The sequence below is a fragment of the Pseudomonas sp. SZ57 genome (assembly GCF_009495975.1).
GTDB classification, from domain to species: Bacteria; Pseudomonadota; Gammaproteobacteria; order Pseudomonadales; family Pseudomonadaceae; genus Aquipseudomonas; species Aquipseudomonas syringae.
On sequence record NZ_WIBD01000003.1, the window covers coordinates 237814 to 262481 of the forward strand.

Genomic DNA, 24668 nt, shown 5'->3' on the forward strand with positions numbered 1-24668 from the left:
CAGCTAAAAGCGTCTGTTACCGAGCAATCGTCTGTGTCTTCACACCCGCTTCCAGCGCGTTCGAACGACCGTAGATGTCTTCGAAACGCTCGATGTCGTCTTCGCCCAGGTAGCTGCCCGATTGCACTTCGATGATTTCCAACGGGATCTTGCCTGGGTTGCGCAGGCGATGGACCGAGGCGATCGGGATGTAGGTGGACTGGTTTTCAGTGAGCAGGAACACGTTCTCGTCACAGGTGACCTGCGCAGTACCGGATACCACGATCCAGTGTTCGGCGCGGTGGTGGTGCATCTGCAGCGACAGGCAGGCGCCCGGCTTGACGGAGATACGCTTGACCTGGAAACGACCGCCCATGTCCACCGAATCGTAGGAGCCCCACGGACGGTACACTTCGAGGTGGTTCTGGGTCTCGGTGCGGCCCTGTTCGTTCAGGGTGGCGACCATCTGTTTGACGCCCTGGACCTTGTCCTTGTGGGCAATCATCATCGCGTCCTTGGTTTCGACGACCACGATGTTGTCCAGGCCGATCACCGAGACCAGTTTGCCGTTGCCGTGGATCATGCAGTTGCGGCTGTCCTGGATAACGACGTCGCCCTTGGTGACGTTGCCGTTGGCGTCCTTTGCGTTGACTTCCCACAGCGACGACCAGCAGCCGACATCGCTCCAGCCGGCCGACAGCGGTACAACGCAGGCGCGCTGGGTTTTTTCCATGACTGCGTAGTCGATGGAGTTGTCTGGGCAGCAGGCGAAGGTCGAGGAGTCGATTTCAAGGGCGTCGCCGTCCTGTACGCTGCGCTCGAGGGTCAGCAGGCAGGTGTCGTAGATGTCCGGATCGTGCTTTTTCAGTTCTTCGAGGAAGCGGCTGGCGCGGAACAGGAACATGCCGCTGTTCCAGTAGTAACCACCGGCTTCGACGAATTCCTTGGCGCGTTTTTCGTCAGGTTTTTCGACGAACTGCGACACGCGGCTGACGCCTTCGGGCAGCAGGGCATCGGCGGTGGACTTGATGTAGCCGTAGCCGGTTTCCGGCTTGTTGGCCGGTACGCCGAACAGCACCATTTCGCCGCGTTCTGCGGCGACGGTTGCCAGTGCCAGTGCGCGTTGCAGGGCTTTCTGGTCTTCGATGACGTGGTCGGCTGGCAGCACCAGCATCAGGCCGTCATTGCCTTCGTTGACCAGCTTCATGGCGGTCAGTGCAACGGCGGGTGCCGTGTTGCGGCCGAACGGTTCCATGAGGATCGCCTGGGTTTCCAGGTTCAGCGCACCGAGTTGCTCGTTGACGATGAAACGGTGGTCCTTGTTGCAGACCACGATAGGCTCCTGCATGCCCTCGAACACCAGACGCTCCAGGGTTTGCTGGAACAGGGTGTGCTCGCCGGTCAACGCCAGGAACTGTTTAGGGAATTGTTTACGCGAAAGCGGCCAGAGTCGTGAACCACTACCGCCTGACAAGATAACTGGAATCATTTTGTTTCTCCAAAAGCATTCAATTAGGGCCGTACGAGGTGTCTGTCGTTTCTGTCTTGTTCTTGTTCCGCGCTGGCCGGTTCAGTGCTGATGCCCTGAACCGACCGGCATAATCCGTTTAGCGGGTAGCGACCGGTGGCTTGACCCACACTGGCGAGAGGCTGCTGCCACTGCCGGTGATGTAGAGCACAGCGGCTTCGCCACGCTCCAGTGCCACAGGTTTCACATCGGTGACTTTCTTGTCGCCGTCGTACAGCGCCAGGCTGACCTTGACCGGGTTGATTTCACGCTCGCCGGTGCCTTTGGCCGCTACAGCCTTGACCACGTCGGTCTTGCCATCAGCGGTTTTCAGGGTCAGGGACTTGTCGCTCAGGTTCTGCACACGAACCAGGGATTTCTGCTTGTTCTTGAACGGTGGCTCTTCGACCAGCTGTGGCTTGCCGCTGGCGTTGTTGACGATGGTGTAGTAGTGATCACCCGCCAGTTTCACCGGCAGGCTCTGGCTGCCCAGCTTGGCGGTGTAGTCGCCCTGCGGCATGAAGCTGAACGCAGTGCTGCCCAGTGGCGCCACTTCGTTGAGGTTGGTGTTGCCAACGGCTGCGCTGATTTCGGCGTTGCTGGCGTTGTAGACACGCACGAAGGTCGAGCCTTTCGGTGCGGTCGGGCCGTACAGGGCGGAGTCACCGGCGAAAGCCTGCAGGGACATCAGGCCCAGACCTGCGGCCATTGCGCAGGTTTTGAACAGGCGTTTTGCGGCCGAACGGTTGGCAGTAGTGTTGAAAGTCATGAGTCAGTCCTCTCAGTTTTGCGCCCGGTTGGGCGACTCGGATTGTTTGGCGTTGAGCGCCACGTTTTCTTGGGTGTCACGCGATTTCTTCAGCTCGGCGATCCACTTCGGATCGAACTCGCCAAGATCGTTGTGTGCCGGCAGGTAGCGCTCCGGGAATTCCCAGATCACCACTTGCGGCGGGGTGTTCTTGAAGGCATCGGTCTGCAGGTACTTGAGCATCGGCAGGATCGGGCCATTGCCGTCTTCGGCGTAGTTGACGACATCGCTGCGCAGCGCTTCTTTCAACGCGCCGACGAAGTTCCAGTTAGGGTTGGCGCTGTAGCTGGTGCCCACCAGACCCACCGGGATGTCGCTGTCTGCGAACAGTGCGTCACCGCCTGCCGCTTCGCCTGCTACCGGATCGGTACTGCGTTTCTGCAACTCGTCCGGCTTGGGCAGCATGTTGCTGAACAGCGGATCGAGCGGCAGGAATGTAGTCAGGTCACCCTTGTAGGCTTCGGTTCCCTTGGCTTGTGTGACGAACTGCTCAGGTTCGCCTTCCAGTGGTGTTTTCTGGGCAATCGCGGCGCTCAGTTGCTGCGCGGCGACTTCGGCACCCATTGGCGTCCAGTGGGTGTCGGTGCGCAGGAAAACCTGGCCCTGTTGCTTGGCAGCCTGCAGCGGCGCCAGCAGGTCCGGGGCAAAGATCCCGGCCTTGGCGACCTGAGCGTGGAACTGCTGATACAGGTCGGTGTGCAGGCTGGCAGGCTTGCTGTCACCGATGTGTTCCGGGTACAGACGGGTCTTCGCCGGAACGATCGCCAGGACCAGTTTTGTGCCCTGTTTTTCCAGCGCGTCACGCACACCCTGAATGATCGCCAGGTTGTCGGCTTCGTTTTGCTCGCCGTTGGCAACCGCGTCGAATTCTTCGTCGGTGTACAGCCACTGGTCCTTGCCGAGCACGACGCCCGGACGACCTTCGTTGAACAGTTTGAAATCCAGCGCCGCCCAGAGGTTGGTGCCCAGACGCTTGATCGGGAACTCATCGTCGTAATGAGTTTCCGCCGCCTTGGTCCACTTGCCGTTGAGCACAGTGGTTTCCGCCGACGTCGAGAAGGTGCTGAAACTGCGCAGCGACCAGATCCCGAGGACCAGCAGAATGCCCAGAAAGAGGGCGATATAGAGGATTCGTAATGAACGCGTCATGTCAGGCTCCTCAGAACTGGAAGTAAAGGAACGGCGAGAAGCTTTGCGCCGAGAGTTTGAGAATCGAAGCCACGAACAACAGCAGGATCAGTGCGCGCATGGCGTAACGTGGCCAGTCGGCTTCCCAATAGGCCGGTTGCACCTGAGCTTCGCTGCCCACGGTGTAGCCAGGCATGTGCAGGCTGCCGGGTGCGTCGCCAGGAACGGCCTTGATGGTGCCCGGTTGAGCGGTCGCAGGACCGTCGGCCTTGGTGCTCTTGCCGGTGTCTTTTTCGCGATTCTGGTAGAAGTCGCGCAGACCGAAGAACGCCAGCGTCAGGTAAGCCACCACCAGTGTTGCCACTTGCAGACCGGTCAGGCTGGCGCGGTTGAGTTCCGAAAGCTGCCACTCGCCGAAGCTGAACATGGCGCCGTACATACGACCGGCGACATGCAGGTTTTCAGCGCGGAAGATCACCCAGCCGATGATCACCAGGAGGAAGGTCAGTGCCCAGCGGATCGGGTTGAAGCTGTAGGGTTTGGTGTTGATACCGACCGCTTTTTCGATCGCCAGCCACATGCCGTGCCAGGCACCCCAGATGATGTAAGTGACGTTGGCACCGTGCCACAGACCGCCGAGCAGCATGGTCAGGAACAGGTTGCGGTAGGTCGCGACCTTGCCGCCACGGTTGCCGCCCAGGGTGATGTAAAGATAGTCACGCAGCCAGGTGGACAGGCTGATGTGCCAGCGACGCCAGAACTCGGTAATCGACTGGCTGATATAGGGCTGTTTGAAGTTTTCCATGAAGCGGAAACCCATCATCAGACCCAGACCGATGGCCATGTCGCTGTAACCGGAGAAGTCGAAGTACAGCTGCGCGGTGTAGGCCAGCGCACCCAGCCAGGCGTCGCCGGTGGTCGGGTTCTGCAGAGCGAAGCAGTGGTCGGCGACCACGGCCAGGGTGTCGGCGATGAACACTTTCTTGATGAAGCCCTGCATGAAGCGCGTGGCACCTTCAGAGAACTTGTCCAGCGTGTGGGTACGGTTGTTGAACTGGTCGGCCAGATCACGGAAACGCAGCACGGGGCCGGCGATCAGGTGCGGGAAGATCGCGACGAATGCAGCGAAGTCGATCAGGTTGCGCGTGGCCGGGGTGTCGCCGCGATAAACGTCGATGATGTAGCTGATGGACTCGAAGACATAGAACGAGATACCGATCGGCAACAGCACGTGAGTCAGGATGAACGGTTCCAGACCCATCGAGGTCATGGCTGCGTTGATGCTGTCCACGCCGAAGTTGGCGTATTTGAAGTAGCCCAGAATGCACAGGTCTACAATCACGCCAAGCAGCAACCACTTCTGTGCCGGCTTGGTCCGCACACCTGCTGCGCCCACCTTGAGACCGATCCAGTAGTTCCAGACGGTCACGCCGATGAACAGCGCCAGAAAGTCCACTCGCCACCAGGCGTAGAAGATATAGCTGGCAATCAGCAGCAGCAGATTGCGATAGCGTTGCCCGCTCAGATAGTACAGGCCGAGGAAGATCGGCATGAACAGGAACAGGAACACGTTGGATGAGAAAACCATCCTTATCTCTCCGTTTGTCCAACATTCAAGGGCTCAAAGCCCCCCCAAACCCCCCGTTGAAATTGGGGGGTAAAACACGTCGCGTTACGACTTGTCGGTGAAGCAGCTCAGGCGAGGTCCGGTCTTACGGATTTAGCGCCTGGGCGTGCCTCTTCGCGAGCAAGCTCGCTCCCACAAAGAACTCTGTGAATCACGAACCGTCGTTATCGCCCTTGTCGCCTTTCTCGTGCGAGGGGTCGTAGACCTTGGTCAGGTCACCGCCCAGGCGGAACGTCTTGAACGGCTGCTTTTCGTGTTTCTCTTCCAGCACATCCGGGCTGCAGGTGTAGAGCGAGCAGTACGGTTCGAGCCAGGCGAATTTCGGATCTTTCTTCAGGTCCGTCATGTCCTGTTTCTCGCCGTTGTGTTCAGCGAAAATCGAAGGGTCTTTGACGCCGGCCAGAACCCGGTCACCCAGACGCTTCAGGGCACCATTGTTTTCCGGACGCAGGTCCACGCCGTTGGCCTGGGCGAAGCTGGCAATCATCGCGAGCGGTGGCAATGCGTAGTTGTGATACGACAGTGCACGCTGACGACGCTTCATCTCGTTGGGCAGGAAACCGTCCTTGTCCACCTGATTGGCAGCGACCTTGTATTCCTTCACGGCCCAGTCGAACAGGTCCTGACGATTGGTGGCGACAGCGGTTGCCATCACTGACCAGGCAGCCCAGTACGAGTGGTTGTTGATTTTTTCCAGCGGCAGATTGCTCCAGTCGCTGACCACCTGATCGGCCAGTTTGCTGAACCAGGTCTCGATGATCTTGGCGTCCTGCTGACGGTTGGCCAGCGGGTGCGACTCGGAGAACTTCAGACGCAGGTAGGCGGAGGACATGCTGCCCAGTGCCCATTTGCGCATGGATTTACCGGTGTGGTTGAACTCGCGCGACTCCAGCGCATCGGCCTTGGCCCAGGTGGTCATCATGTTCAGCGCGCAATCGAGTTGTTCCGGACGACCGTCGCGCATGTACTGCATCACGACTTTGCTGACGCCACGCTCAAGGGTGGTGATGTCCTTGGTCGCATCGCGGAACGCTTCTTCGGATACCGCATTGAGCGTTGCACGTGCCTTGTCCGAACCCTCGTACTTGCTGCGGAAGACCAGCTTGTCGGTGTAGGGCTTTGGAATGGCTTCACAGCTGAAGTTGTGATCGCCAGTCTTCATTTTTTCGATCGGGGCGTCATAGCCCTTGGGTGGAACCAGTGCGGCGGACGCGCCCGTGGCCCAGGCCATCGATGACAGGATTGCCATCGACAGCAGGGTAGGGCGTATCAGTTTAGGAGTCTGCATAAGTCACCTCATAGTCCGGCTTGAGCGGTGTGTGTCGCAGCGCTCGGGAACACGTTGCGTTTGCATACTTTGGCTTCGACTTTTTGTGGTGCCGTGCCTGCTTCCGGTCCCTGGATTTCCAGCGCCAGCAGTTGCTGGTTGGCCCAATCCTCATCCTCGCGCAATTCAAAGGCGAAGCGTCCATCGGTGTCTGACGTTTCCGGTTTCTCGATTTTCAGATCCTCGTGGCGACCGTTCATGTACCAGAGCCTGGCCTGAAGGACTTTCACCGAGGTGTCGTCAAACTTGATGTCGATCTGATTGCTGCCGTTGCGAATGTCCTTGATGCCATTCTTGCCGTTGACCAACACTTCGTTGGTGCCCGGCTTGAGGGTGGTGCTGGCGCTCATGACGGCAGGCTTGCCTTCACAGCCGTTGTCCAGCAGCGACATCATCTGGCGATAGATGGTCTCCTGATCCAGGCGATACAGCGGCGAGAATTCCCAGATGAGAATTTTCGGCGGACGCTTCTGGAAGTCTTCGCTGCCCAGGTACTGCAGCATCGAACCTTCCAGGCCACCACCAGGGAACGCCACGTTCAACACGTCAGCGCCCATGTATTCCTGCAGGAAGCCAGCGAAGTTGTAGTTCTTGCCGCTGTGGCTGGTACCGACCAGGGTGATTTCCGGGTTACCGGAATCGCCGAACAGGTCGCCGTCGCCCGCCTCACCCTTGGGCTCGGTGGTGAACTGGTCCATGTACTGGATCGCGTAGCTGGTGCCGCACAATTGACCCGCCATATTGTGCAAAGTGCCTGTCTTGCCCATGCGTCCGGAAATATGGCTTTCGAACTCACGCTTGGGGATGTCGCTGTAACCCGGAACTTTCTTCACGGTTTCGGCAACGATCTTCGCCGTACGCTGCGCGCCATACGGCGTCCAGTGCTGGTCACCGCGGAAGTAGAAATCATGCGCCTGCTGCTCGTTGGTCAACGGCGACAGGTCAGGGACCCAGTAGCCCATCTTGCTGAAGCGACCGAGCATGGCCTGATAGTTTTTCAGCGCCTTGTCGTAGTCGAACTTGTCGCGTTCGGCCGGGAACAGCTTGTTGCGATCCACCAGACCACGGGTCGGCTGATACACCACGACCAGCTCGACGCCTTTGCTCTTGAACGCATCGTGCAGTTCTTTCATGCGGCGATAGCCGGCAGGCGTGGTGTCGAACTCGGTGCGCAGGTCTTCCTGAGTCCGGAACAGCCAGTCGCCCTGCGCCTGGACCAGCGTGGTGAAGTTCTGCTGATAGCGCGTGGTGTAGTTTTTCGCGTCATGCGCGGCCGGGCACAGCGAGCAGCAAGGCTCGGCCTTGAACGTCGGTGCTTGCGAGTCGTCTGCCCGAGCGACACCCGCGGCGGCCATCAAGGCGGCGGTGAGGCTGGACAGGCTCAACAGCTTGATCAGATGTGCGTGCATAACAATACCCTTCCTCATTCCCGCAGCTCGGTCTGGCTTTCGACGGGGTCGATCAATACGGCTTTCTTCTGGCGTACCAGCAGGTCGAGGATTTCGTCCTGGCGCTCACCGAGGACGCCGTTGAGGCTGATGCCGACTTCTTTGGTAGGCATCAGCATCGAGACGCGATACAGCTCGACACTCAGTGGCGAGTCGATGGACAGCGGGCCGGAGCCGTTGCTGGACAGTTCGCCGCCGACCATGATCAGCGAGACCTGAGCGTCGAACGGATCGAGCTCGATGTCGCGGTCGGTGTCGCTCAGGTCCTTGATGTGGCCGTAAACGCCCATCAGGCCGTTGCCCATGGCGACGTTCTCGTACAGCTTGATGTTCACACTGTTACGCACGCGGATACCGTGGCGGCGGTTGGCGATCACGCGATTGCCCCACAGCAGGTTGTTGCCGCTTTCGTACAGGGTGATGCCGTCGGTGTGGTTCTGGTAAATCTCGTTGTAGGCGACGATGTTGCCGACGCTGTTACGGTCCAGAACCACGCCGGACAATTTGTTGTTGTGGCTCTTGTTGCGGAAGATGAAGCTGTTGTCCACTTCCCGGGAAATGATGATCCCGTGCTTCTTCTTGGTCCCGTAAACGTCGTTTTCGGCGATGATCAGACCGTGCGAACGGTCGTGCGGGTCAATGCCGTAAATGATGTTGTCGCGGTAGGTGTTGCCCTTGACCACGAAGTCGCGGGTTTCATAGCAGTAGAAGCCGTACCACATGTCCGAGAACTCTGAATCGATGATCCAGCCCGTCGGTTCGGGACGCTTGAGCACCTTCGCGGTGTTGGGCGTGTACTGGGAAATACTGATGCCGTAGGACTTGCTCTGGTCGTAGCCCAGGCTCGCCATTTTGGTATTGGCGATCCAGGTTTCCGAGCCACCCCAGGTCAGCAGGAAAGGGCGAAACTCGTCAGGCTTGCGATAGGTCGCCAGGCCGTTGCGGGTTTCACTCCAGGCGTTGACCTGAGTGTGAGTGATCAGCATCTTGCCTTCACTGACGATGAACGAGCCCTTTTCCTGAGACAGACGCAATTCCTTGGTCTTGCTGTCGATCTCGAAGGTCCCGGTTTCCTTGATCAGGATCGGCAGGCGCGCCACGTAGACACCTGGCGAGACTTCATTGAGGAACTGCTTGGGCACCTTCCTGGCCAGGTCCTGCAGGTTCACGTAGCCGTCGGAAATCATGATCGCCTGCGGGATACCGCGCTGACGGTTCACCCATTCGGCCATCTTGTTGTCACCGCCGATGAATTCCTTCAGGCCGGTTTCTTCCATCATCCGCGAAACAGTGACCTTGCCCGGCTTGTTGCGCACGATCTTTTTCAAGGCGGCTTCGGCGGTGTAGCCCTTGAGATCGGGCAGCACCGGCTTGGCCATTTCCAGCGGCTCGGTCGGCGGGCTGGTGATGGTGTAGGTCTTGGCCTGGTGCAACTCCTTGACCACCGCCTTCTGTGTGTCGGGTACGACAGGCGCGTTGGCCAGCGCCACACCGCTGGCCATCAGCAGGGCGCTGGTCAGCAGTGCGCTTTCGAGCAGGGCGTGCGGCCAGTGCCGGCTACGCCCGTTGCTTGTATGACTGTTCATCTCTGGCACTCCTTTGGCGGTTCGCATCAGAAGCGCCAGATGACGTCGACAACAGCGCGGTGCATGTAGCTGTCCACGTTGCTCTGATACGCGTCGCCTGGCTTGAAGACACCTGCGCGCAGGCGCACCAGTGCCGAAGGTTCATCGAACGACTGGCTTAACGAGGCTGGCAGCAGGCCTTGCTTGAAGTACTTGGTCACGACCAGGTCCATTTCCTGACCCAGGTCCTTGCTGCCGTCTTCCAGTGGCAGCGAGCTGAACGTACCGTTCTGGTTGTCGCTCACCGCGTTGATGCCCGAGCCGCCGATACCGGTGTTGCCGTCCACGCGACGGAACTTGTGGTAGATCAGCGACGCGTCGTATTCCTCGTTCATCTGCCAGGAGGCGAACAGCGAGCCGGTTTCCACGTTGGCCATTTCGCCCTGGAAGGCTTCACCGAAGCGATGGATGCGCGAGCGTGTACCGGTCCAGTTGGAGCGGTTACTTTCCAGACCGTTCTGGACGTAGTCCTTGCTGGCGCGCGAGTAGGCGGCGCCGACTTGCCATTGCGGGTCCAGGCGCAGGCGCAGGCCCAGGTCGGTGGCCCAGCCATTCATGTCACGGCTGTTCTTTTCGCCGGCAATGAACTGGTCGTTGGGAGCGGAAGTCACGCCGATTTCGTCGCGCGTTCCGTTCAGCCAGGTCAGGCTGCCCCAGTAGTTGAGCTGATTGGTGTTGCTGCGATAGTTGTAGGCATCGCTGTCAGCCTGCAGGCCGACCCAGGTCAGATCGCCATTGGAGGTCTTGTCCAGATCATCTACCACCTGGCCCTGAGACTTGAGCTTGCCGTCGTCAGCGCTGTGGTGAGCGCGGATACCGGCCCAGTTGCCCGGTGTCCACTGATAGCTGACCGAGCCGAACAGGTGCTTGCGATCTTCGTCGTCAGGTGCCAGTTCGGTCAGGTCGGTGCGGTATTCGCTGAAACGCTGGGCAGCACCCAGTTCAGCGCGCAGCAGTGTGGTATCGAACGACCAGTTGATGGCCTCGATGTTGGTATCGTGCCATTGACCGTCGTCGTTGCGCAGACGCTGACGACCGACTTTCAGGATCTCGCCGGGGTAGGGCGTGAAACCGCTGTAGCCGATCCAGAATTCACGCAGTGCCGCGTAGGTCTTGTCGGCTTCGCGCTCGCTGGCAGTGCCACGCGAGGTCTGCGTGCCGCTGCCGTCGCTGTTGCTCTGCTCCAGCGGGTCGGTCTGAATGATGTCGGTGGCGGTGACCACCTGGCCCATTGCGTAACCGCTCCAGTCGCCGCGCTCGCCATAGACCCAGGGACGCAGGTCCAGGCCCACACCGTTGACGTCGCCGCCCGAACGGGTGCCCAGATCGCGATCATCCTCGGCCTGCGCCGTGGCTTTGATTTCGATACCGAAATTTTGCGGTTGTTCGGTCAGCGCTGCCAGCGTCGGGCAGGCCCACAACAGGGTGAAGCCAAGGCCCATGCCGGCGGCCATCAGGGGATTCAACTTCATAATGCTTCCTCACCGTCTTTTTCTTCTTGCAGGGCCTGCAATGCCATCGCGTTCTGAGTGGCGTTAGCGCCCCGGACTTTTTGCTCGCGTGCCAACAGGTCTTTGGCGGTGGCGAGCTTTTCAGGCGGCAGTTGTGTGTTGAGGGCCTCGGCAAGCTCGGTCGCTTGCGGGGTCTGACTGGCCAGCGCCAGTTGCGCGAACACCCAGGCGTTGACCGGGTCGGGCATAGTGCCCTTGCCCTGCGAGAACAGCTGCGCAAGGGCGAAGTCGGCGCTGTTCTGGCCACCACGGGCGGCGGTCAGCAGCTCGTCCACGGCTTTTTGCGAGTAGACCTGACCCAGGTAGCCGCGACGGTAGATCTGACCCAGGTAGTAATGGGCCGAGATTTCCGTTGCGGTGGCTTTCTTCAGGTGCTCCTCGGCCTTGACGGCATCGGGCGTGACCCATTTGCCCTCGTAGTACAGGCGTCCAAGCAGCAGCTCGGCGCGAGGCTGGTCCGCCGCACGGCCGTTGTTCAGGTATTCCATCATCTTGTTGACGTCGCCCAGTTCGGGGAAGTCGTAAAGCAGTTTGGCCAGCGTGACCCATGAGATCGGGTAGCCCGGCGCAACGCTTTCCAGCAATTGCTGAGCGGTCTTTTCGTCCGGTGTACCGATGGTGGAGTCACCCAGTACGCGCGCGACGCTGTCCACTCGTTGGGCATTGACGCGGCCAGCGGCGTATTCGCTCTTGAGCTTTTCGATCAAGGCCGTGCGTTGCTCGGCCTGGCCGCGTGTCTGGTAGACAGTGGCCAGTTCGACGTAGCAGATATCCGTGGCCGACAGCGCCTGTTTACAGATGCTCTCGACCTCATCGAGGTGTTGAGCATAAGTGCCTTGGGTGCGATACAGCAGCACCTGAGCCAGACCTGCTTCCGGATAACCGGCGGCGCGCCACTCGCTGATCTTCTGCTGCGCATTCACTTCAGGGAAGGTGTGCGGGTATTGCAGATACAGCATCGCCAGCGGGATCAGCGTGCCGGATTCGCCATTGGCGAAGGCCTTTTTCAGCAGGCCTTCGGCTTCGCGGTGTTCTGCTTCGGTAGCGTCGGGCTTGGCCGCCAGCAGACGGCCCAGGCGCGATTGCGCACGAGGCGACGTCTCTGCTGCAGCGCGGTAGGTCGCTTCGGCCTGCTTGAGCTGAGCCGGGTCGCGAGTCGCGACCTGAATATCAGCCAGGCCGACCTGCGCGTCGCTATAGCCCAGGTCCGCCAGCTGCCGATAGTTCTGCTCCGCCAATGCCGTGTCGCCGTTTTTCAGGGCTTCATTGGCAAGGCGTTGATCAGGCAGGCCGGCACAGCCGCTCAGGCCGAGCGCGACGGCGAGGCTCAATAGCGTGGGGGTCGACAGGCGTCGTAGTGGGCTGTTCATGGTTACAGACCCGCAGCCATGGCTTTATCGATCAGCCAGTTCACGGACGGGCCGCGATCGCTGACCACTTCGACAGGGCGACCGGCAAGCGAGCTGCTCAGGCTTTCGTCAGGCTTGATCTGCACGCGGATGTCGGTGGACAGGTCGGCGTCGCTCAGGTTGGTGCTGCTGACGATCTGACCGGTGCGCAGTTTGTCTTCGCCAGCGATCTGGAAGCTGACACGGGTGCCTGGCTTGACGTCGTTGAACTGGCGATAGGTGAAGCGTGCTTCAACCGTGGCTGGCGCGTTGCGTGGCACCAGTTGGAAGATCACCTGACCCTTGGACGCGAACTGACCGTCGGCCACCAACTGGCGAGCCACGACGCAATCGCACGGGCTGGTCATGGTGCCGCTCATCTGCTTGCCATACAGCTCTTCGATCTTGGCTGGCTGCAGGTCTTCACCGGTCAGGCTGCCCTTGAGCATTTCCAGCATGCTGGTGTTGAAGGAGGCCAGTGGGGCGCCTTTGGCAGCTTCGCCGTTCTGGGCGACCAGGCTTTGCACGGTACCTTCACGCGGCATGGTCACGTCCATGCTTGGAATGGTGACCAGGCCGGCCGATGCGTGGCTGACGAAGTACAGGCCGTAGATCGTCTTGAAGATGAAGCCGAAAGCGGCCAGACCGACAATGAACACGCCCAGGCTGAACGTTACGGCGCGCAGACGACCCATGGCGCTCATGCCGCCGTCCTTGCCCTTGACCTTGCGTGCCTTGGTGAAGTTGTCGCGCTGCAGCGTGGCCAGCACTTCGCCCAGGGTCACGACTTCGCCGGACAGGTGCGAGGTGATCAGGTGGCGCAGGGTAGCGATGTCCTGAGGTTCGAGGTTCTGGAACTGGCAACCGATGCGGTTGCTGGCGTTGTCGATCGAGCGCACTTGCAGGTCGACGTCCATGGCCAGGCCAAGGTTGTCGATGATGAATTGCAGGCGTCCCTTGACGATCTGACCTTCGCTGAATTTCTGCCCGGACGGAGCAACGAAGCTCAGGCCACCGGCCGACAGGTCTTCGACACGTACCAGTGGCGCGTTGGGCTGATCATTCAGCAGGCGCAGCTTGGCAGGGATCTTGATCCGCGCGTGTTGGCGCTGGGCTTCGGATTCATGTACGACGTTCGCATTCACGGCTGTATTCATGGCTATTTTTCCTACTTAAGCAATTAATCCGTTGGCCCGGTCAAACCATCGTCAACAGCACAGCGACGAAGATGGTGCCAGCCGAGAAAGTCATGGTTCGGGACGACCACGTGTTGAACCAGCCCTGAAAGCTGGCCATGTCGCGGCTTAGTTTGGTGTCCTGGCGAGTCCAGGACTGGCGGTCCAGGCGGAAGAAGACATAGATCTTCATCAGCGCGCCGACGATCTGGTTGTAATAGAGAATGATCGGGTAGGCAGGCCCGATCCTGTGTCCCGACAGGGACAGCAGCAGGGTGAGGATCAGGCGGGTCATGCCGATCCACAGCAGATACATCAGCAGGAACGCGCCGCCATACTTGAAGCTGGCGATCAGGGCGACGGTCAGACCGAGAATGGAGGTCCACATCGACACACGCTGGTCGAACAGCACGATGCTGGTGAAGATCCCCAAGCGGCGTACGCCCAGACCCAGTGCACGCGAGTTCTGACGCAGGTTGTTGCCGTACCAGCGATACATCAGCTTGCGGCTGGCTTTCAGGAAGCTCTTCTCGGGCGGGTGTTCCACGGTATTGATCGCTGCGTCCGGCACGTAGAACGTGTCGTAACCCAGGCGCATCAGGCTGAACCAGCTGGACTTGTCGTCGCCGGTCAGGAAGCGGAAGGTGCCCAGACGCCAGTGATTGAGCGAGTCGCTTTCCACGTCGGCAATGAACTCGGGGTCGGTTACCACGGTTGCGCGGAATACCGACATGCGACCGGTCATGGTCAACACGCGTTTGGACAGGGCCATCGAGCACATGTTGATGTGACGCTGAGCAAAACGCAGCTTGTGCCACTCGCTCATGATGTAGCCGCCACGCACTTCACAGAACTCGTTGGTGGTCAGGCCGCCGACATTGTCGAACAGCTGGAACCACGGCACGGTCTTGGCGACCACACCTTCGTTGAGCACGGTGTCGCCGTCGATCACCGCAACCACCGCGCGGCTGTCGGGCAAGTGACGCGAGATGGCACGGAAGCCATAGGCCAGACCATCGCGCTTGCCGGTGCCCGGAATGCGTACGAAGTCCAGCTTGACGCGCTCTGGCGGATTGAACTTGGCCCACATGCTCTTGACCAGCAGCTCATCGGACATTTCCACCAGCGAGCAGACGATCGTCGTCGGCAGGCCGCAGTCGATGGCTTCGCGGATAACCGAGTTGTAGACCTGTGCGGTGGTCAGCGCGTCGATACGGAAGCTGGTGACCATCAGAAACACATGGGACGGGTCTGCTGCACTGCCCAGCTTGCGAACCTTGCGGCGCAAGTGCGGGTAGACGATGTACAGGAAAATCATCCCGCGCACGAAGTGCGTGATCCCCATCGAGTAGCGCCAGATACCAACGGCGCCAATCAGGAATATAAAGTTCTTCGACTGTGAGTCGAAGATACTGGTAGGCAATGCCGCGGCAAGGCCCATGAGTAAACTTAAATAGAACAGCCAACCTGCGGCCTGTAACAGGCCGTGCTTGAGCCTCTGCATAATCGTATCCCTAAGTCAGTTGCGAGCCTCAAGCCCCAGGCTGCAAGCACATTGCTTGAGCCTGTGGCCTGGAGCCTGGCGCTTGTGGCTTGCGGCTGATTTACCAGCAGATACCTTCGGCACGACCGTCTTCGCTGGTGGCGTTGGCCATGAAGCCCACCAGATCGATGACGCGCTTGCCTTCAGGGGTCTTGTTGGCGAGGGCGCGGAAACGCTCATCGCGGTTGCCGAGGATGATGACGTCGGAGTCATTGATGACCTGGTCGAAGTCCGAGTTCAGCAGCGAGGAAACGTGCGGAATCTTGGATTCGATGTAGTCCTTGTTGGCACCGTGAACGCGTGCATATTCAACGTTGCTGTCGAAGATGCTCAGGTCGAAGCCCTTGCCGATGAGCATTTCGGCCAGCTCTACCAGCGGGCTTTCACGCAGATCGTCAGTGCCGGCCTTGAAGCTCAGACCCAGCAGTGCAACCTTGCGGGTGTCGTAGCTGGCAACCATGTCGAAAGCGTTCTGCACTTGCGAAGTGTTACTGCGCATCAGCGAGTTGAGCAGGGGAGCTTCAACGTCCAGGCTGCTGGCGCGGTAGGTCAGGGCGCGAACGTCTTTCGGCAGGCAGGAGCCGCCGAATGCGAAGCCAGGGCGCATGTAGTACTGGGACAGGTTCAGCGCCTTGTCCTGGCAGACCACGTCCATCACTTCACGGCCATCGACGCCGACGGCCTTGGCAATGTTGCCGATTTCGTTGGCGAAAGTAACCTTGGTGGCGTGCCACACGTTGCAGGTGTACTTGATCATCTCGGCAACGGCGATGTCCTTGCGGATGATCGGTGCATCGAGTTCTTCGTACAGCGATTGCAGAACGTCGCCCGAGGCTTTGTCGAACTCGCCGATGACGGTCATTGGCGGCAGGTCGTAGTCCTTGATCGCAGTACTTTCGCGCAGGAACTCAGGGTTGACGGCGACACCGAAGTCAACGCCGGCTTTCTTGCCGGAGCAGTCTTCCAGAATCGGGATAACAACGTTGGCAACAGTGCCCGGCAGGACGGTACTGCGAACCACGATAGTGTGGCGGGTGGCTTTGTCACGCAGGACATAACCGATTTCGCGGCACACCGATTCAATGTAATCCAGTTCCAGATCGCCGTTCTTCTTGCTCGGCGTACCGACGCAGATCATCGACAGATCAGTGGCGCGAATGGCTTCGGCGAAGTCTGTAGTGCCGCGCAGTTTTCCGGTACTGATACCTTTCTGCAACAGCTCTTCCAGACCCGGTTCAACGATAGGTGACTTGCCGTTGTTGATCAGGTCGATCTTGGTGCTGGAAATATCCACACCCACTACTTCGTGACCGCGGGCAGACAGGCAACCGGCACAGACTGCACCGACATAACCCAAACCAAATATGCTGATACGCATCGTATTCTCCTCGATTTTTCACGCCATAGATTGGCTGGATATTAATTTTGGCCAGCAGATGTCACGCGCTATCCCTTACGGCTAACAACGCCGTAGAACTAACGCAGGCATATTTAATGAGTGAGTGCCCAAAACAAGTAAGGCGAACTCAAATGACACTATGTGCAAGCGGCAAGTAACCTGTCCTTTCGGTCAGGGCCCTGCTCTCCTTGGATGCAGTAAACCACTCCTGTTCGACGATTGACGGCGGACCTCGTTAAGCCTGCCTCTGGCGCTAGCCAGGGCCGTCCTGTTCGAATCCTGCGCGTCGCACCGGGCCGGTGCTTCGCCTGTCTACAACATCAACTAGTGATGTGAGTTTAGTTCTGGTACCTGACACCAGGGTCACGTGGACCTGGCTTCCTTGTCGGTAACTTCCCGTTCTTCAAGGCGACCTGTAAGTGATCTCTTACACGTCAGCCCAGAATTGTTACGGGATGTAGGAGCGTACGAATTCGCATTTAGTTCCTGGCCACTCGTCCTGATTTGCAGATTTTGGTGTATCCGTCTTGTGACATGAGCGGTATCGCGATGATGGCTTTTTTCTTAAAAGCCTCGACTTGCAAGGGGTGTAGCGGGGTGAGTACGAAAGTGCCACTACTGCAAAAAGCTGAAATGCCACTACTTAAAAAAATGGATTTTTTTTTAAGAAAAAAACGCACGTGAGTTAACAGTCGAAAACTTGACGTTTGGTTGGCGTCATGATGTTGTCATTCGGTGTTGGATCGTAGGACAGGTCGTGTAACAGCGCTCCGTTACACGACGGTTACAGCAGCTAGTCTTCTGCGACGTTGCGCAAAAACACCAACTTGTCGGGGGTCGACTGTTCGCGGTTGTAACGGTAGCCCTGTACATCGAACGCTTGTAATGCCTGGGGATCGTTGATGCGCTCTTCTATAACGAAGCGGCTCATCATGCCGCGGGCCTTTTTCGCATAGAAGCTGATGATCTTGTACTGGCCGTTCTTGAAGTCCTTGAACTCGGTGTCGATGATCCTCGCCTTGAGCGACGAACGTTTGACGGCAGAGAAGTATTCGGTCGAGGCAAGGTTGAGCAGCAGGTCGTCGCCCTGGTCTGCCAGCGCTTCATTGAGCCATTCGCTGATCCGCGTGCCCCAGAAGGCATAAAGGTCCTTGCCGCGAGCGTTGGCCAGCCGGGTGCCCATTTCCAGGCGGTAGGGTTGCATCAGGTCCAGTGGGCGCAGCAGGCCGTACAGACCTGACAGCATGCGCAAGTGGCCCTGCGCGTAGTCGAGCTGCGCTTCGCTCAGCGTTTCCGCTTCCAGGCCCGTGTAGACATCGCCCTTGAAGGCCAGCAGTGCCTGCTTGGCGTTGTCGAGGGTGAAGTCCGGGTTCCAGCTGCCAAAGCGTGCCGCGTTCAATCCGGCCAGCTTGTCGGACAGGTGCATCAGTTCGCTGATCTGCGCCGGCGTCAGTTCACGCAACTGGTCGATCAACTCCTGGGAATGCTCCAGGTACTGCGGCTGAGTGAAGCGGCCGGTCGTCGGCGGTGTCTCGAAATCGAGGGTTTTTGCCGGGGAAATCACCATCAGCATGAAGTCGTCTCCTTTTATCGTCCGGGGATTCTAGGGGCTGATAGCCTGCGACTCCAGCTATGGTGGCGATAGAGGTCGCCCGGATGGTGATGGCAGTCGCACCTGCGGCTTTGTATGCGCGCCGACATAAGAAGCCAGGCGCATATCAGCTATAGTGGCGCGCTGGTCATGACGTTAATGGTTGATCGAGAGGGCATCGGGTTTGCGTATCGTTTTAGCAGTGTGTGCAGGTCTGTTCTGGCTTCAGGCGCAGGCGGCAGCGCCGGTCATTGCCACCATTGACCGCAGCGTCTGGCCTGAGCGGCTGGAGACGCCGGGGTTGTTCGACGTCGCGTCGCGTGCAGAGATCCTCGCCTTTGCCCACGAGCTGTACCTCAGCGAAAAGCTCGACGAGGAGGGCCTCAAGCAGCGCCTCGGCCTGCGCTTCGTCAACGTGCCGTCGTTGAATGTGGTTCGTCATCGGCTGTGGCTGCGCTTGCTGGAGAACTACCAGAACGCGCAAAAGAGCTGCGAGCAGGACGCCAATTTCTGTGTGCTGGTCGAGGACATGGACCAGTTGCGACAGCGCGCCGAGGAATATCAGGTATCCAACGATTCATTCTACGCCAACTGGGCCAGACCCGGCGCCGCATTCCACCAGCGTTATCTGAACGAGCTGCTGTTCATGGCGGCCCTGTTTCCACAGACCAGCAGCGAGATCGAGCGTTACAACTCCGATGAGATGAGTGGCGACGAGATGCCGGATCGCACGTTCATGCTCAACTTCGAAAGTGGCCCGAGCCAGGCCGACGGTGGTACCGACTGGCTGGCCGACTTCATGCGCCAGCAGAAAATGACCGCCACCTTCTTCGTGCTGGGCAAGAGTCTTCAGGAGCGTCTCGACAGCACGTCGGTTGCAAGTGTGCAGGCGCTGTATCGCCAGCAGTGTGTGGGCATTCAGGGCTGGGAGTACCGCTCGCACAGCCAGTGGCTGGACTGGCAGGACTCGGTGCGACGCAGCGCGGCACTGGTTCAGCAGGTGTTGCCGGACAACTTCGTGCCGCTGTTTCGCCCACCTTATGGCCATCGACGTGCCGACAGCGGCGACTTCTTCCGCGCCGAGCATTTGCGCGTGTCATTGTGGAATATCGACGCCGAAGACGACACCGGACGGCTTTCTGCGGAGCAGGTGGGCGACCGTGTACTGACCCTCATGCTGCTCTGGCGCAAAGGGACGGTGGTATTTCACGACGTGGCCAACAAGGCGCAGTCGGCGCTGCCATTGCTGCTGGCCAATACCGCGCAAAGCGAGTTGATCTGGGACGATTGCCGAAATATCTCTGAAGCGCCCGAGGAACAAGGGCTGCAGAGCAGTGAAGAGGCTGCGCCGGAAGGGGAATGAAGGCAGATTCGGCGTGGGCGGACTTCCGACTTTAAACGTGACGGGTACGTCCGCCAAGCCCTATTCGTCAGGCTGTGAAATAAACTTCAAAAAACTGTCAAAGAGCTTTTTTCTGTCATCCCTTTTGCTGTATTACGAATACAGACCGCCGAAACCTGCAACACAGGTGGCGTCTTCCAAGACCCACCTTGAGCGACATTTCTGCCCTGCCTGAAGGGGAGAATCCGGCGGCCTTTTCGTGGCGCAGTACTGTCGTGGTTCTGCGTCGCCCGGCTTCTACAAAGGTGAGCGAGTATGGATGACCACGGACGCACCCCTTCCACCAACCAGCCAATCCTTTACGTGCTCGATACCAACGTATTGATTCATGATCCAAACGCACTGCTGAACTTCGAAGAACACCACGTCGCCATCCCCATGACGGTTCTGGAGGAACTGGACAAACTCAAGGCCGGTAAACATTCGGTTGCTGCCGAATGCCGCCAGGCCATCCGCCTGATCGACAAGACCCTGGGCGAAGCTTCGCCGGAGGAAGTCGAGAAGGGCGTGCCCATCGACCGTGGAACAGGCGTCTTCAAGGGCTACCTGTCGATTTTGATGAGCAAGCGCGAGGAACCCAACAGCCTGCTGCCCGAGCACCTGAACGACAACATCATCATCAACCAATTGATTGACCTGCATGCGCGCAACAAGGACTTGAGCGTCGTGCTGGTGACCAAAGACATCAACATGCGCCTCAAGGCGCGCGCCTGCGGCATTGCTGCCGAGGATTACAGCACCGATCAGCTGGTCGACGACGTTTCACTGTTGTCGCGTGGCTACCATGACATGACCGGTTCGTTCTGGGACCGCGTCAGCAAGGTCGACACCCGTCAGGAGCGCGGCCGTACCTGGCACCGCGTGCAGCTCACCGAAATGCTGCCGGCGGTTCATATCAACGAGTTCATTGTCGATGAACAGGGTTTCGTCGGCTGGATCAAGGGCGTCAAGAACGACGAGCTGCTGATTCTGGATATGCACCAGGAGCCTTTGTTGCATCAGGAGGCCTGGGGGCTGAAGCCGCGCGATATCTATCAGGGGCTGGCGCTGTTTGCGTTGCTCGACCCGGATATTCATCTGGTCAACCTGTCGGGTGCCGCAGGCTCGGGTAAAACCATTCTGGCCCTGGCCGCTGCCATCGAGCAGACCATGGTCACCAAGCGCTATCGGCGCATCATCGCTACCCGCAGCGTTCAGGGTCTGGATCAGGAAATCGGTTTCCTGCCCGGCACCGAGGCGGAGAAGATGGAGCCGTGGCTCGGCGCGATCACCGATAACCTCGAAGCATTGCATATGGATGACGAAAACACCCATGGCAGTGTCGATTACATCCTCAGCAAGGTGCCGTTGCAGTTCAAATCCCTCAACTACATTCGAGGTCGCAGCTTCCAGCAAAGCCTGATCCTGATCGATGAATGCCAGAACCTGACCCCGCACCAGATGAAAACCATCATCACCCGTGCCGGTGCCGGTTCCAAAGTGGTCTGCCTGGGCAACCTGGCGCAGATCGACACCCCTTACCTGTCGGCCACCAGTTCCGGGCTGACCTACCTGACGGAGCGCTTCAAGGACTTCCCGAACGGCGTGCACATCACCCTGCAAGGCGTGCCACGCTCGATACTGGCCGAATACGCGGAGAGTCATCTTTAGTTAAAAAGCAGCTGTAAGCTTCAAGTGGGGGACTTCGGTGTACGAGAGCCCTCGCTTGCAGCTTTTGATTGTCGCGCCCATGCGCCAAGCTTATCGTCACACACAAGTTCGCTTCTGGCCGAAAGGCGTAGGAGCGAACTTGTTCGCGAAGGCTATATTGTGGGCGATAAATCATTTGTGCATGTACAGCCCTCTTCGCGAACAAGTTCGCTCCTACGCCCTCCGGGCAGAAGCCAGGATTTTCGTACGCTTTAAAACCTGTGTAAAACGCCGGGCACTTTCAGCTTGTAGCTTGTAGCTTGCAGCTTGCAGCTTGCAGCTTGCAGCTGCCACACTTCTTGCTTCTGCCAAGGAGTAATGTTGTGCTCACTCATCTCGATTCCCAGGGTCGCGCCAATATGGTCGATGTCACGGATAAAGCCGTGACGTCCCGTGAAGCGGTGGCCGAAGCCTTCGTGCGCATGCTGCCGACGACGCTGCAAATGATCGTCAGCGGTGGTCATCCCAAGGGTGACGTGTTTGCCGTCGCGCGTATCGCCGGCATTCAGGCGGCGAAGAAAACCAGCGATCTGATCCCGCTTTGCCATCCGTTGATGCTCACCAGCATCAAGGTCCACCTCGCCGCTGAGGGTGATGATGCCGTGCGCATCACTGCGAGCTGCAAGCTGGCCGGGCAGACCGGTGTGGAAATGGAAGCCCTGACGGCTGCCAGTGTTGCCGCGCTGACCATTTACGACATGTGCAAGGCGGTGGACCGCGGCATGGTCATCGAGTCGGTTCGGCTGCTGGAAAAGCTGGGCGGCAAGAGCGGTCACTTCATTGCCGATCAGGCACAGGTTTCCTCATGAAGGTTCAGGTTCAGTATTTCGCTCGTTACCGTGAACTCCTGGGCCTTGAAAACGAGTCTGTCGAAGGCGAGTTCGCCACGCTGGACGCGTTGCGCCAGACGCTGCTGCTGCGTGGCGAGGCCTGGCAGGTGCTTGCCGAACAGAACCTGATGTGTGCTCGCAACCAGGAGCTGTGCAAGCCGAGCGAGCCGTTGTCCGATGGCGATGAAGTCGCGTTCTTTCCGCCCGTGACCGGAGGTTGATGATGAGTATTCGCGTCCAGGCGGCAGCCTTCGACCCAGGCACTGAAGTCAACGCGCTGCATGCTGCCAACCTCGGCATCGGCGCGGTGGTCAGTTTTGTCGGCTATGTTCGGGATTTCAATGAGGGGCGTGAAGTGTCCGGCATGTTTCTCGAGCATTATCCGGGGATGACCGAGAAGGCACTGGCAAAAATCATTGCCGAGGCCGAACAGCGCTGGCCGTTGCTGCGCGTCGATGTGCTGCATAGAGTAGGGGCGCTGGAGCCTGGCGAGCCGATCGTGTTCGTCGGCGTTGCCAGCGCGCACCGTCAGGCGGCGTTCGAAGCCTGTGACTTCGTCATGGATTACCTCAAGACCCGCGCGCCGTTCTGGAAGAAGGAAAGTACGTCTCAGGGACCGCAGTGGGTTGAGGGTCGCGACAGTGATCAGGCGGCCGCGCGGCGTTGGTAATGAGCAGTAGCTCTCGCGCTGTTTGCCTGAGCATCTGACCTCTTCTTCACATCTTCTTATTGCATCTTCCAGGTACTGGTGCGGATGGCTTTCAGCTATCATGCCGGCCGATGAAAGGCGTCCATGGCTTTTGCCAACCCCTATTCAATAACTATCCAGACATGATCGCCTTTGCGAGCGTCATGTTGCGGACAGGTTTTCTTGAGCGCTCGGAGCAGAAATTGAAAAAACTTCAGCAAGTATTGGTTTCAGGGATGACGACAGCGGTGTTAGTGCTGGTTGCTGGTTGTGCAACGGAAAGCTCGCGGGCTTTGCCTGTGGCGAAAGTTGAAAGCGCCGGTGTTGCCTATGCTGGCGCGCGGTATCCGGTTGCGGTTGGCAAGTTCGATAACCGCTCCAGCTACATGCGCGGGATCTTTTCCGATGGCGTCGACAGGCTTGGCGGCCAGGCCAAGACCATCCTGATCACTCACATGCAGCAGACCAATAGGTTCAGTGTGCTGGATCGCGACAACATGGATGAGATTAAGCAGGAAGCCACTATCAAATCCACCGCCCAGCGGCTTAAAGGTGCTGACTACGTGGTGACTGGCGACGTGACCGAGTTTGGTCGCAAGGAAGTTGGCGATCAGCAGTTGTTCGGTCTGCTGGGGCGCGGCAAATCCCAGATCGCCTATGCGAAGGTCGCGCTGAATATCGTCAATATCAGCACTTCGGAAGTGGTGTACTCGACTCAGGGTGCTGGTGAGTACGAGCTTTCCAATCGTGAAGTCATCGGCTTTGGCGGCACTGCCAGCTATGACTCGACACTTAATGGCAAGGTCCTGGACCTGGCTATGCGTGAAGCCGTCAACAACATGGTGCGTGCGCTCGACAGCGGTGCCTGGAAACCGACTGCCAACTGATCGTTTAAAAGGGAATTTGTGGTGTTCATGAACAGTAGCAATGTTTCGTTGCGCAGTGTCGCTATGTTTCTGGTAGCGGGCGCCTGTCTTACGGGCTGTGTCCAACAGCCGAAAACTTTGTACCAGTGGGGTAGTTATCAGCCTGAGGTGTACGAGTATTTCAAAAACGAGGGCGAGCCCAAGGAAGCTCAGGTCGCCAAGCTGGAAGAAGACCTGCAGAAAATTCGCGCTGCCAACGCAACGCCGCCGCCCGGCTATCACGCTCAGTTAGGCATGTTGTACGGCAGCATTGGCAAGGATGATCAGATGGTCCAGGAGTTGCGTACGGAAAAGACTCTGTTTCCAGAGTCGGCCACTTATATGGACTTCCTGCTCAAGAACGCCCACGCAGGAGTCGCCAAATGAAACTTGGTCATCTGAAAGTTGCTCTCGGTCTGTCCGCCGTTGCCCTGTTGTCGGGTTGCGTTACACCGCCGACGGTGGATTACTCGGCATTCAAGGAAAGCAAGCCGCGTTCGATCCTGGTACTGCCGCCGGTCAACGAGTCGCCTGACGTCAAGGCGACATACAGCACCTTCTCGCAGGTGACTTATCCGCTGGCCGAATCGGGCTACTACGTGTTGCCTGTGGCTCTGGTTGACGAGACATTTCGCAACAACGGCCTGACCAATGCCAATGATATTCAGGCAACATCGCCCGCCAAGCTGCGTGAGATCTTCGGTGCCGATGCGGCGATGTACATCACGGTCAAGCAATACGGCACCAGTTACGTGGTCATCAGCAGCCAAACGGTCGTTACCGTTACGGCAAAACTGGTTGACCTGCGTACCGGTGCAGCCTTGTGGACGGGCACTGCGTCGGCCTCCAGTGAGGAGGGCGGCAACAATAGTGGTGGAGGCCTGGTGGGCATGCTGATTACTGCAGCGGTCAAGCAGATCATCAACAGTTCGACCGATGCCGGTCACCCTATCGCCGGGATAGCCAGCAACCGTCTGCTCTCTGCGGGTAGGCCTGCTGGTCTGCTCTACGGTCCTCGCTCGCCGAAGTACGGCACCGACTGACCGTCACGCCGCTGGTTTCCGACAGGCACAAAAAAAGCGCAGCCCTTCAAAGGCT

Annotated in this window: 21 protein-coding genes; 8 read left to right on the top strand and 13 right to left on the bottom strand. The window is 58.8% G+C overall.

Going from position 1 to position 24668, the window contains the following annotated elements; all coding sequences use genetic code 11:
- Positions 1 to 16 precede the first annotated feature (16 nt).
- The 13 genes from GE543_RS04735 to yaaA all read right to left on the bottom strand — a co-directional run bounded on the left by GE543_RS04735 (position 17) and on the right by yaaA (position 18038).
- Positions 17 to 1468, bottom strand: a complete 1452-nt coding sequence (locus GE543_RS04735) for a mannose-1-phosphate guanylyltransferase/mannose-6-phosphate isomerase (protein ID WP_046236816.1) — start codon at positions 1466 to 1468, stop codon at positions 17 to 19.
- Between the two features lie 118 nt (positions 1469 to 1586).
- Positions 1587 to 2255 (bottom strand): alginate O-acetyltransferase AlgF, encoded by a 669-nt coding sequence (locus tag GE543_RS04740; protein WP_003408867.1) that lies wholly within the window; start codon positions 2253 to 2255, stop codon positions 1587 to 1589.
- Between the two features lie 12 nt (positions 2256 to 2267).
- The gene (locus GE543_RS04745) at positions 2268 to 3443 is read right to left on the bottom strand and encodes an alginate O-acetyltransferase (protein WP_153220915.1); all 1176 of its coding nucleotides are present in this window, start codon (positions 3441 to 3443) and stop codon (positions 2268 to 2270) included.
- Between the two features lie 10 nt (positions 3444 to 3453).
- Entirely contained in the window at positions 3454 to 5010 is a 1557-nt protein-coding gene (locus GE543_RS04750) for an MBOAT family protein (RefSeq protein WP_003408871.1), read from the bottom strand.
- Positions 5011 to 5200: 190 nt separating this feature from the next.
- Positions 5201 to 6337 (bottom strand): mannuronate-specific alginate lyase, encoded by a 1137-nt coding sequence (locus GE543_RS04755; RefSeq protein WP_003408872.1) that lies wholly within the window; start codon positions 6335 to 6337, stop codon positions 5201 to 5203.
- A gap of 8 nt (positions 6338 to 6345) precedes the next feature.
- A complete protein-coding gene (locus tag GE543_RS04760) occupies positions 6346 to 7785 on the bottom strand; it encodes an alginate biosynthesis protein AlgX (protein WP_003408874.1) in 1440 nt (479 codons plus the stop codon).
- 14 nt (positions 7786 to 7799) lie between these two features.
- Positions 7800 to 9410 (bottom strand): mannuronan 5-epimerase AlgG, encoded by a 1611-nt coding sequence (gene algG / locus GE543_RS04765; RefSeq protein ID WP_046269527.1) that lies wholly within the window; start codon positions 9408 to 9410, stop codon positions 7800 to 7802.
- A 26-nt stretch (positions 9411 to 9436) separates the two neighbouring features.
- Positions 9437 to 10921 carry an alginate export family protein gene (locus GE543_RS04770; protein ID WP_003408878.1) on the bottom strand — a complete coding sequence of 495 codons (1485 nt, stop codon included), beginning with the start codon at positions 10919 to 10921 and terminating at the stop codon, positions 9437 to 9439.
- Positions 10918 to 12330 carry an alginate biosynthesis TPR repeat lipoprotein AlgK gene (gene algK, locus GE543_RS04775; RefSeq protein ID WP_003408880.1) on the bottom strand — a complete coding sequence of 471 codons (1413 nt, stop codon included), beginning with the start codon at positions 12328 to 12330 and terminating at the stop codon, positions 10918 to 10920. Before algK ends, GE543_RS04770 begins: the two co-directional genes overlap by 4 nt.
- Before the next feature lie 2 nt (positions 12331 to 12332).
- Positions 12333 to 13505 carry an alginate biosynthesis protein Alg44 gene (locus GE543_RS04780; protein WP_003408882.1) on the bottom strand — a complete coding sequence of 391 codons (1173 nt, stop codon included), beginning with the start codon at positions 13503 to 13505 and terminating at the stop codon, positions 12333 to 12335.
- 40 nt (positions 13506 to 13545) lie between these two features.
- Positions 13546 to 15027, bottom strand: a complete 1482-nt coding sequence (alg8, locus tag GE543_RS04785; protein WP_002552255.1) for a mannuronan synthase — start codon at positions 15025 to 15027, stop codon at positions 13546 to 13548.
- 100 nt (positions 15028 to 15127) lie between these two features.
- A complete protein-coding gene (locus GE543_RS04790) occupies positions 15128 to 16444 on the bottom strand; it encodes a nucleotide sugar dehydrogenase (RefSeq protein WP_003408884.1) in 1317 nt (438 codons plus the stop codon).
- A gap of 814 nt (positions 16445 to 17258) precedes the next feature.
- Positions 17259 to 18038, bottom strand: a complete 780-nt coding sequence (yaaA, locus tag GE543_RS04795) for a peroxide stress protein YaaA (protein ID WP_003408886.1) — start codon at positions 18036 to 18038, stop codon at positions 17259 to 17261.
- Positions 18039 to 18240: 202 nt separating this feature from the next.
- On the opposite strand from yaaA, the gene GE543_RS04800 reads away from it, so the two are divergent.
- The 8 genes from GE543_RS04800 to GE543_RS04835 all read left to right on the top strand — a co-directional run bounded on the left by GE543_RS04800 (position 18241) and on the right by GE543_RS04835 (position 24613).
- Positions 18241 to 19419 (top strand): polysaccharide deacetylase family protein, encoded by a 1179-nt coding sequence (locus GE543_RS04800; RefSeq protein ID WP_153220916.1) that lies wholly within the window; start codon positions 18241 to 18243, stop codon positions 19417 to 19419.
- A 294-nt stretch (positions 19420 to 19713) separates the two neighbouring features.
- Entirely contained in the window at positions 19714 to 21108 is a 1395-nt protein-coding gene (locus GE543_RS04805; protein ID WP_003341739.1) for a PhoH family protein, read from the top strand.
- 362 nt (positions 21109 to 21470) lie between these two features.
- The gene (moaC, locus tag GE543_RS04810; protein WP_003341741.1) at positions 21471 to 21956 is read left to right on the top strand and encodes a cyclic pyranopterin monophosphate synthase MoaC; all 486 of its coding nucleotides are present in this window, start codon (positions 21471 to 21473) and stop codon (positions 21954 to 21956) included.
- Positions 21953 to 22198: a molybdopterin converting factor subunit 1 gene (moaD, locus tag GE543_RS04815; RefSeq protein WP_153220918.1), complete on the top strand. Its 246-nt coding sequence runs from the start codon at positions 21953 to 21955 to the stop codon at positions 22196 to 22198. Before moaC ends, moaD begins: the two co-directional genes overlap by 4 nt.
- A gap of 2 nt (positions 22199 to 22200) precedes the next feature.
- Complete coding sequence (gene moaE / locus GE543_RS04820) at positions 22201 to 22647, top strand: molybdopterin synthase catalytic subunit MoaE (RefSeq protein ID WP_153220919.1); 447 nt, start codon at positions 22201 to 22203, stop codon at positions 22645 to 22647.
- A gap of 254 nt (positions 22648 to 22901) precedes the next feature.
- On the top strand, positions 22902 to 23552 hold the full coding sequence (locus GE543_RS04825) for a CsgG/HfaB family protein (RefSeq protein WP_178118555.1): 651 nt from the start codon (positions 22902 to 22904) through the stop codon (positions 23550 to 23552).
- A 27-nt stretch (positions 23553 to 23579) separates the two neighbouring features.
- Positions 23580 to 23957 (top strand): DUF4810 domain-containing protein, encoded by a 378-nt coding sequence (locus GE543_RS04830; protein WP_032698072.1) that lies wholly within the window; start codon positions 23580 to 23582, stop codon positions 23955 to 23957.
- On the top strand, positions 23954 to 24613 hold the full coding sequence (locus tag GE543_RS04835; RefSeq protein WP_003408895.1) for a DUF799 domain-containing protein: 660 nt from the start codon (positions 23954 to 23956) through the stop codon (positions 24611 to 24613). The genes GE543_RS04830 and GE543_RS04835 overlap by 4 nt, the downstream gene beginning before the upstream one ends.
- Positions 24614 to 24668 lie beyond the last annotated feature (55 nt).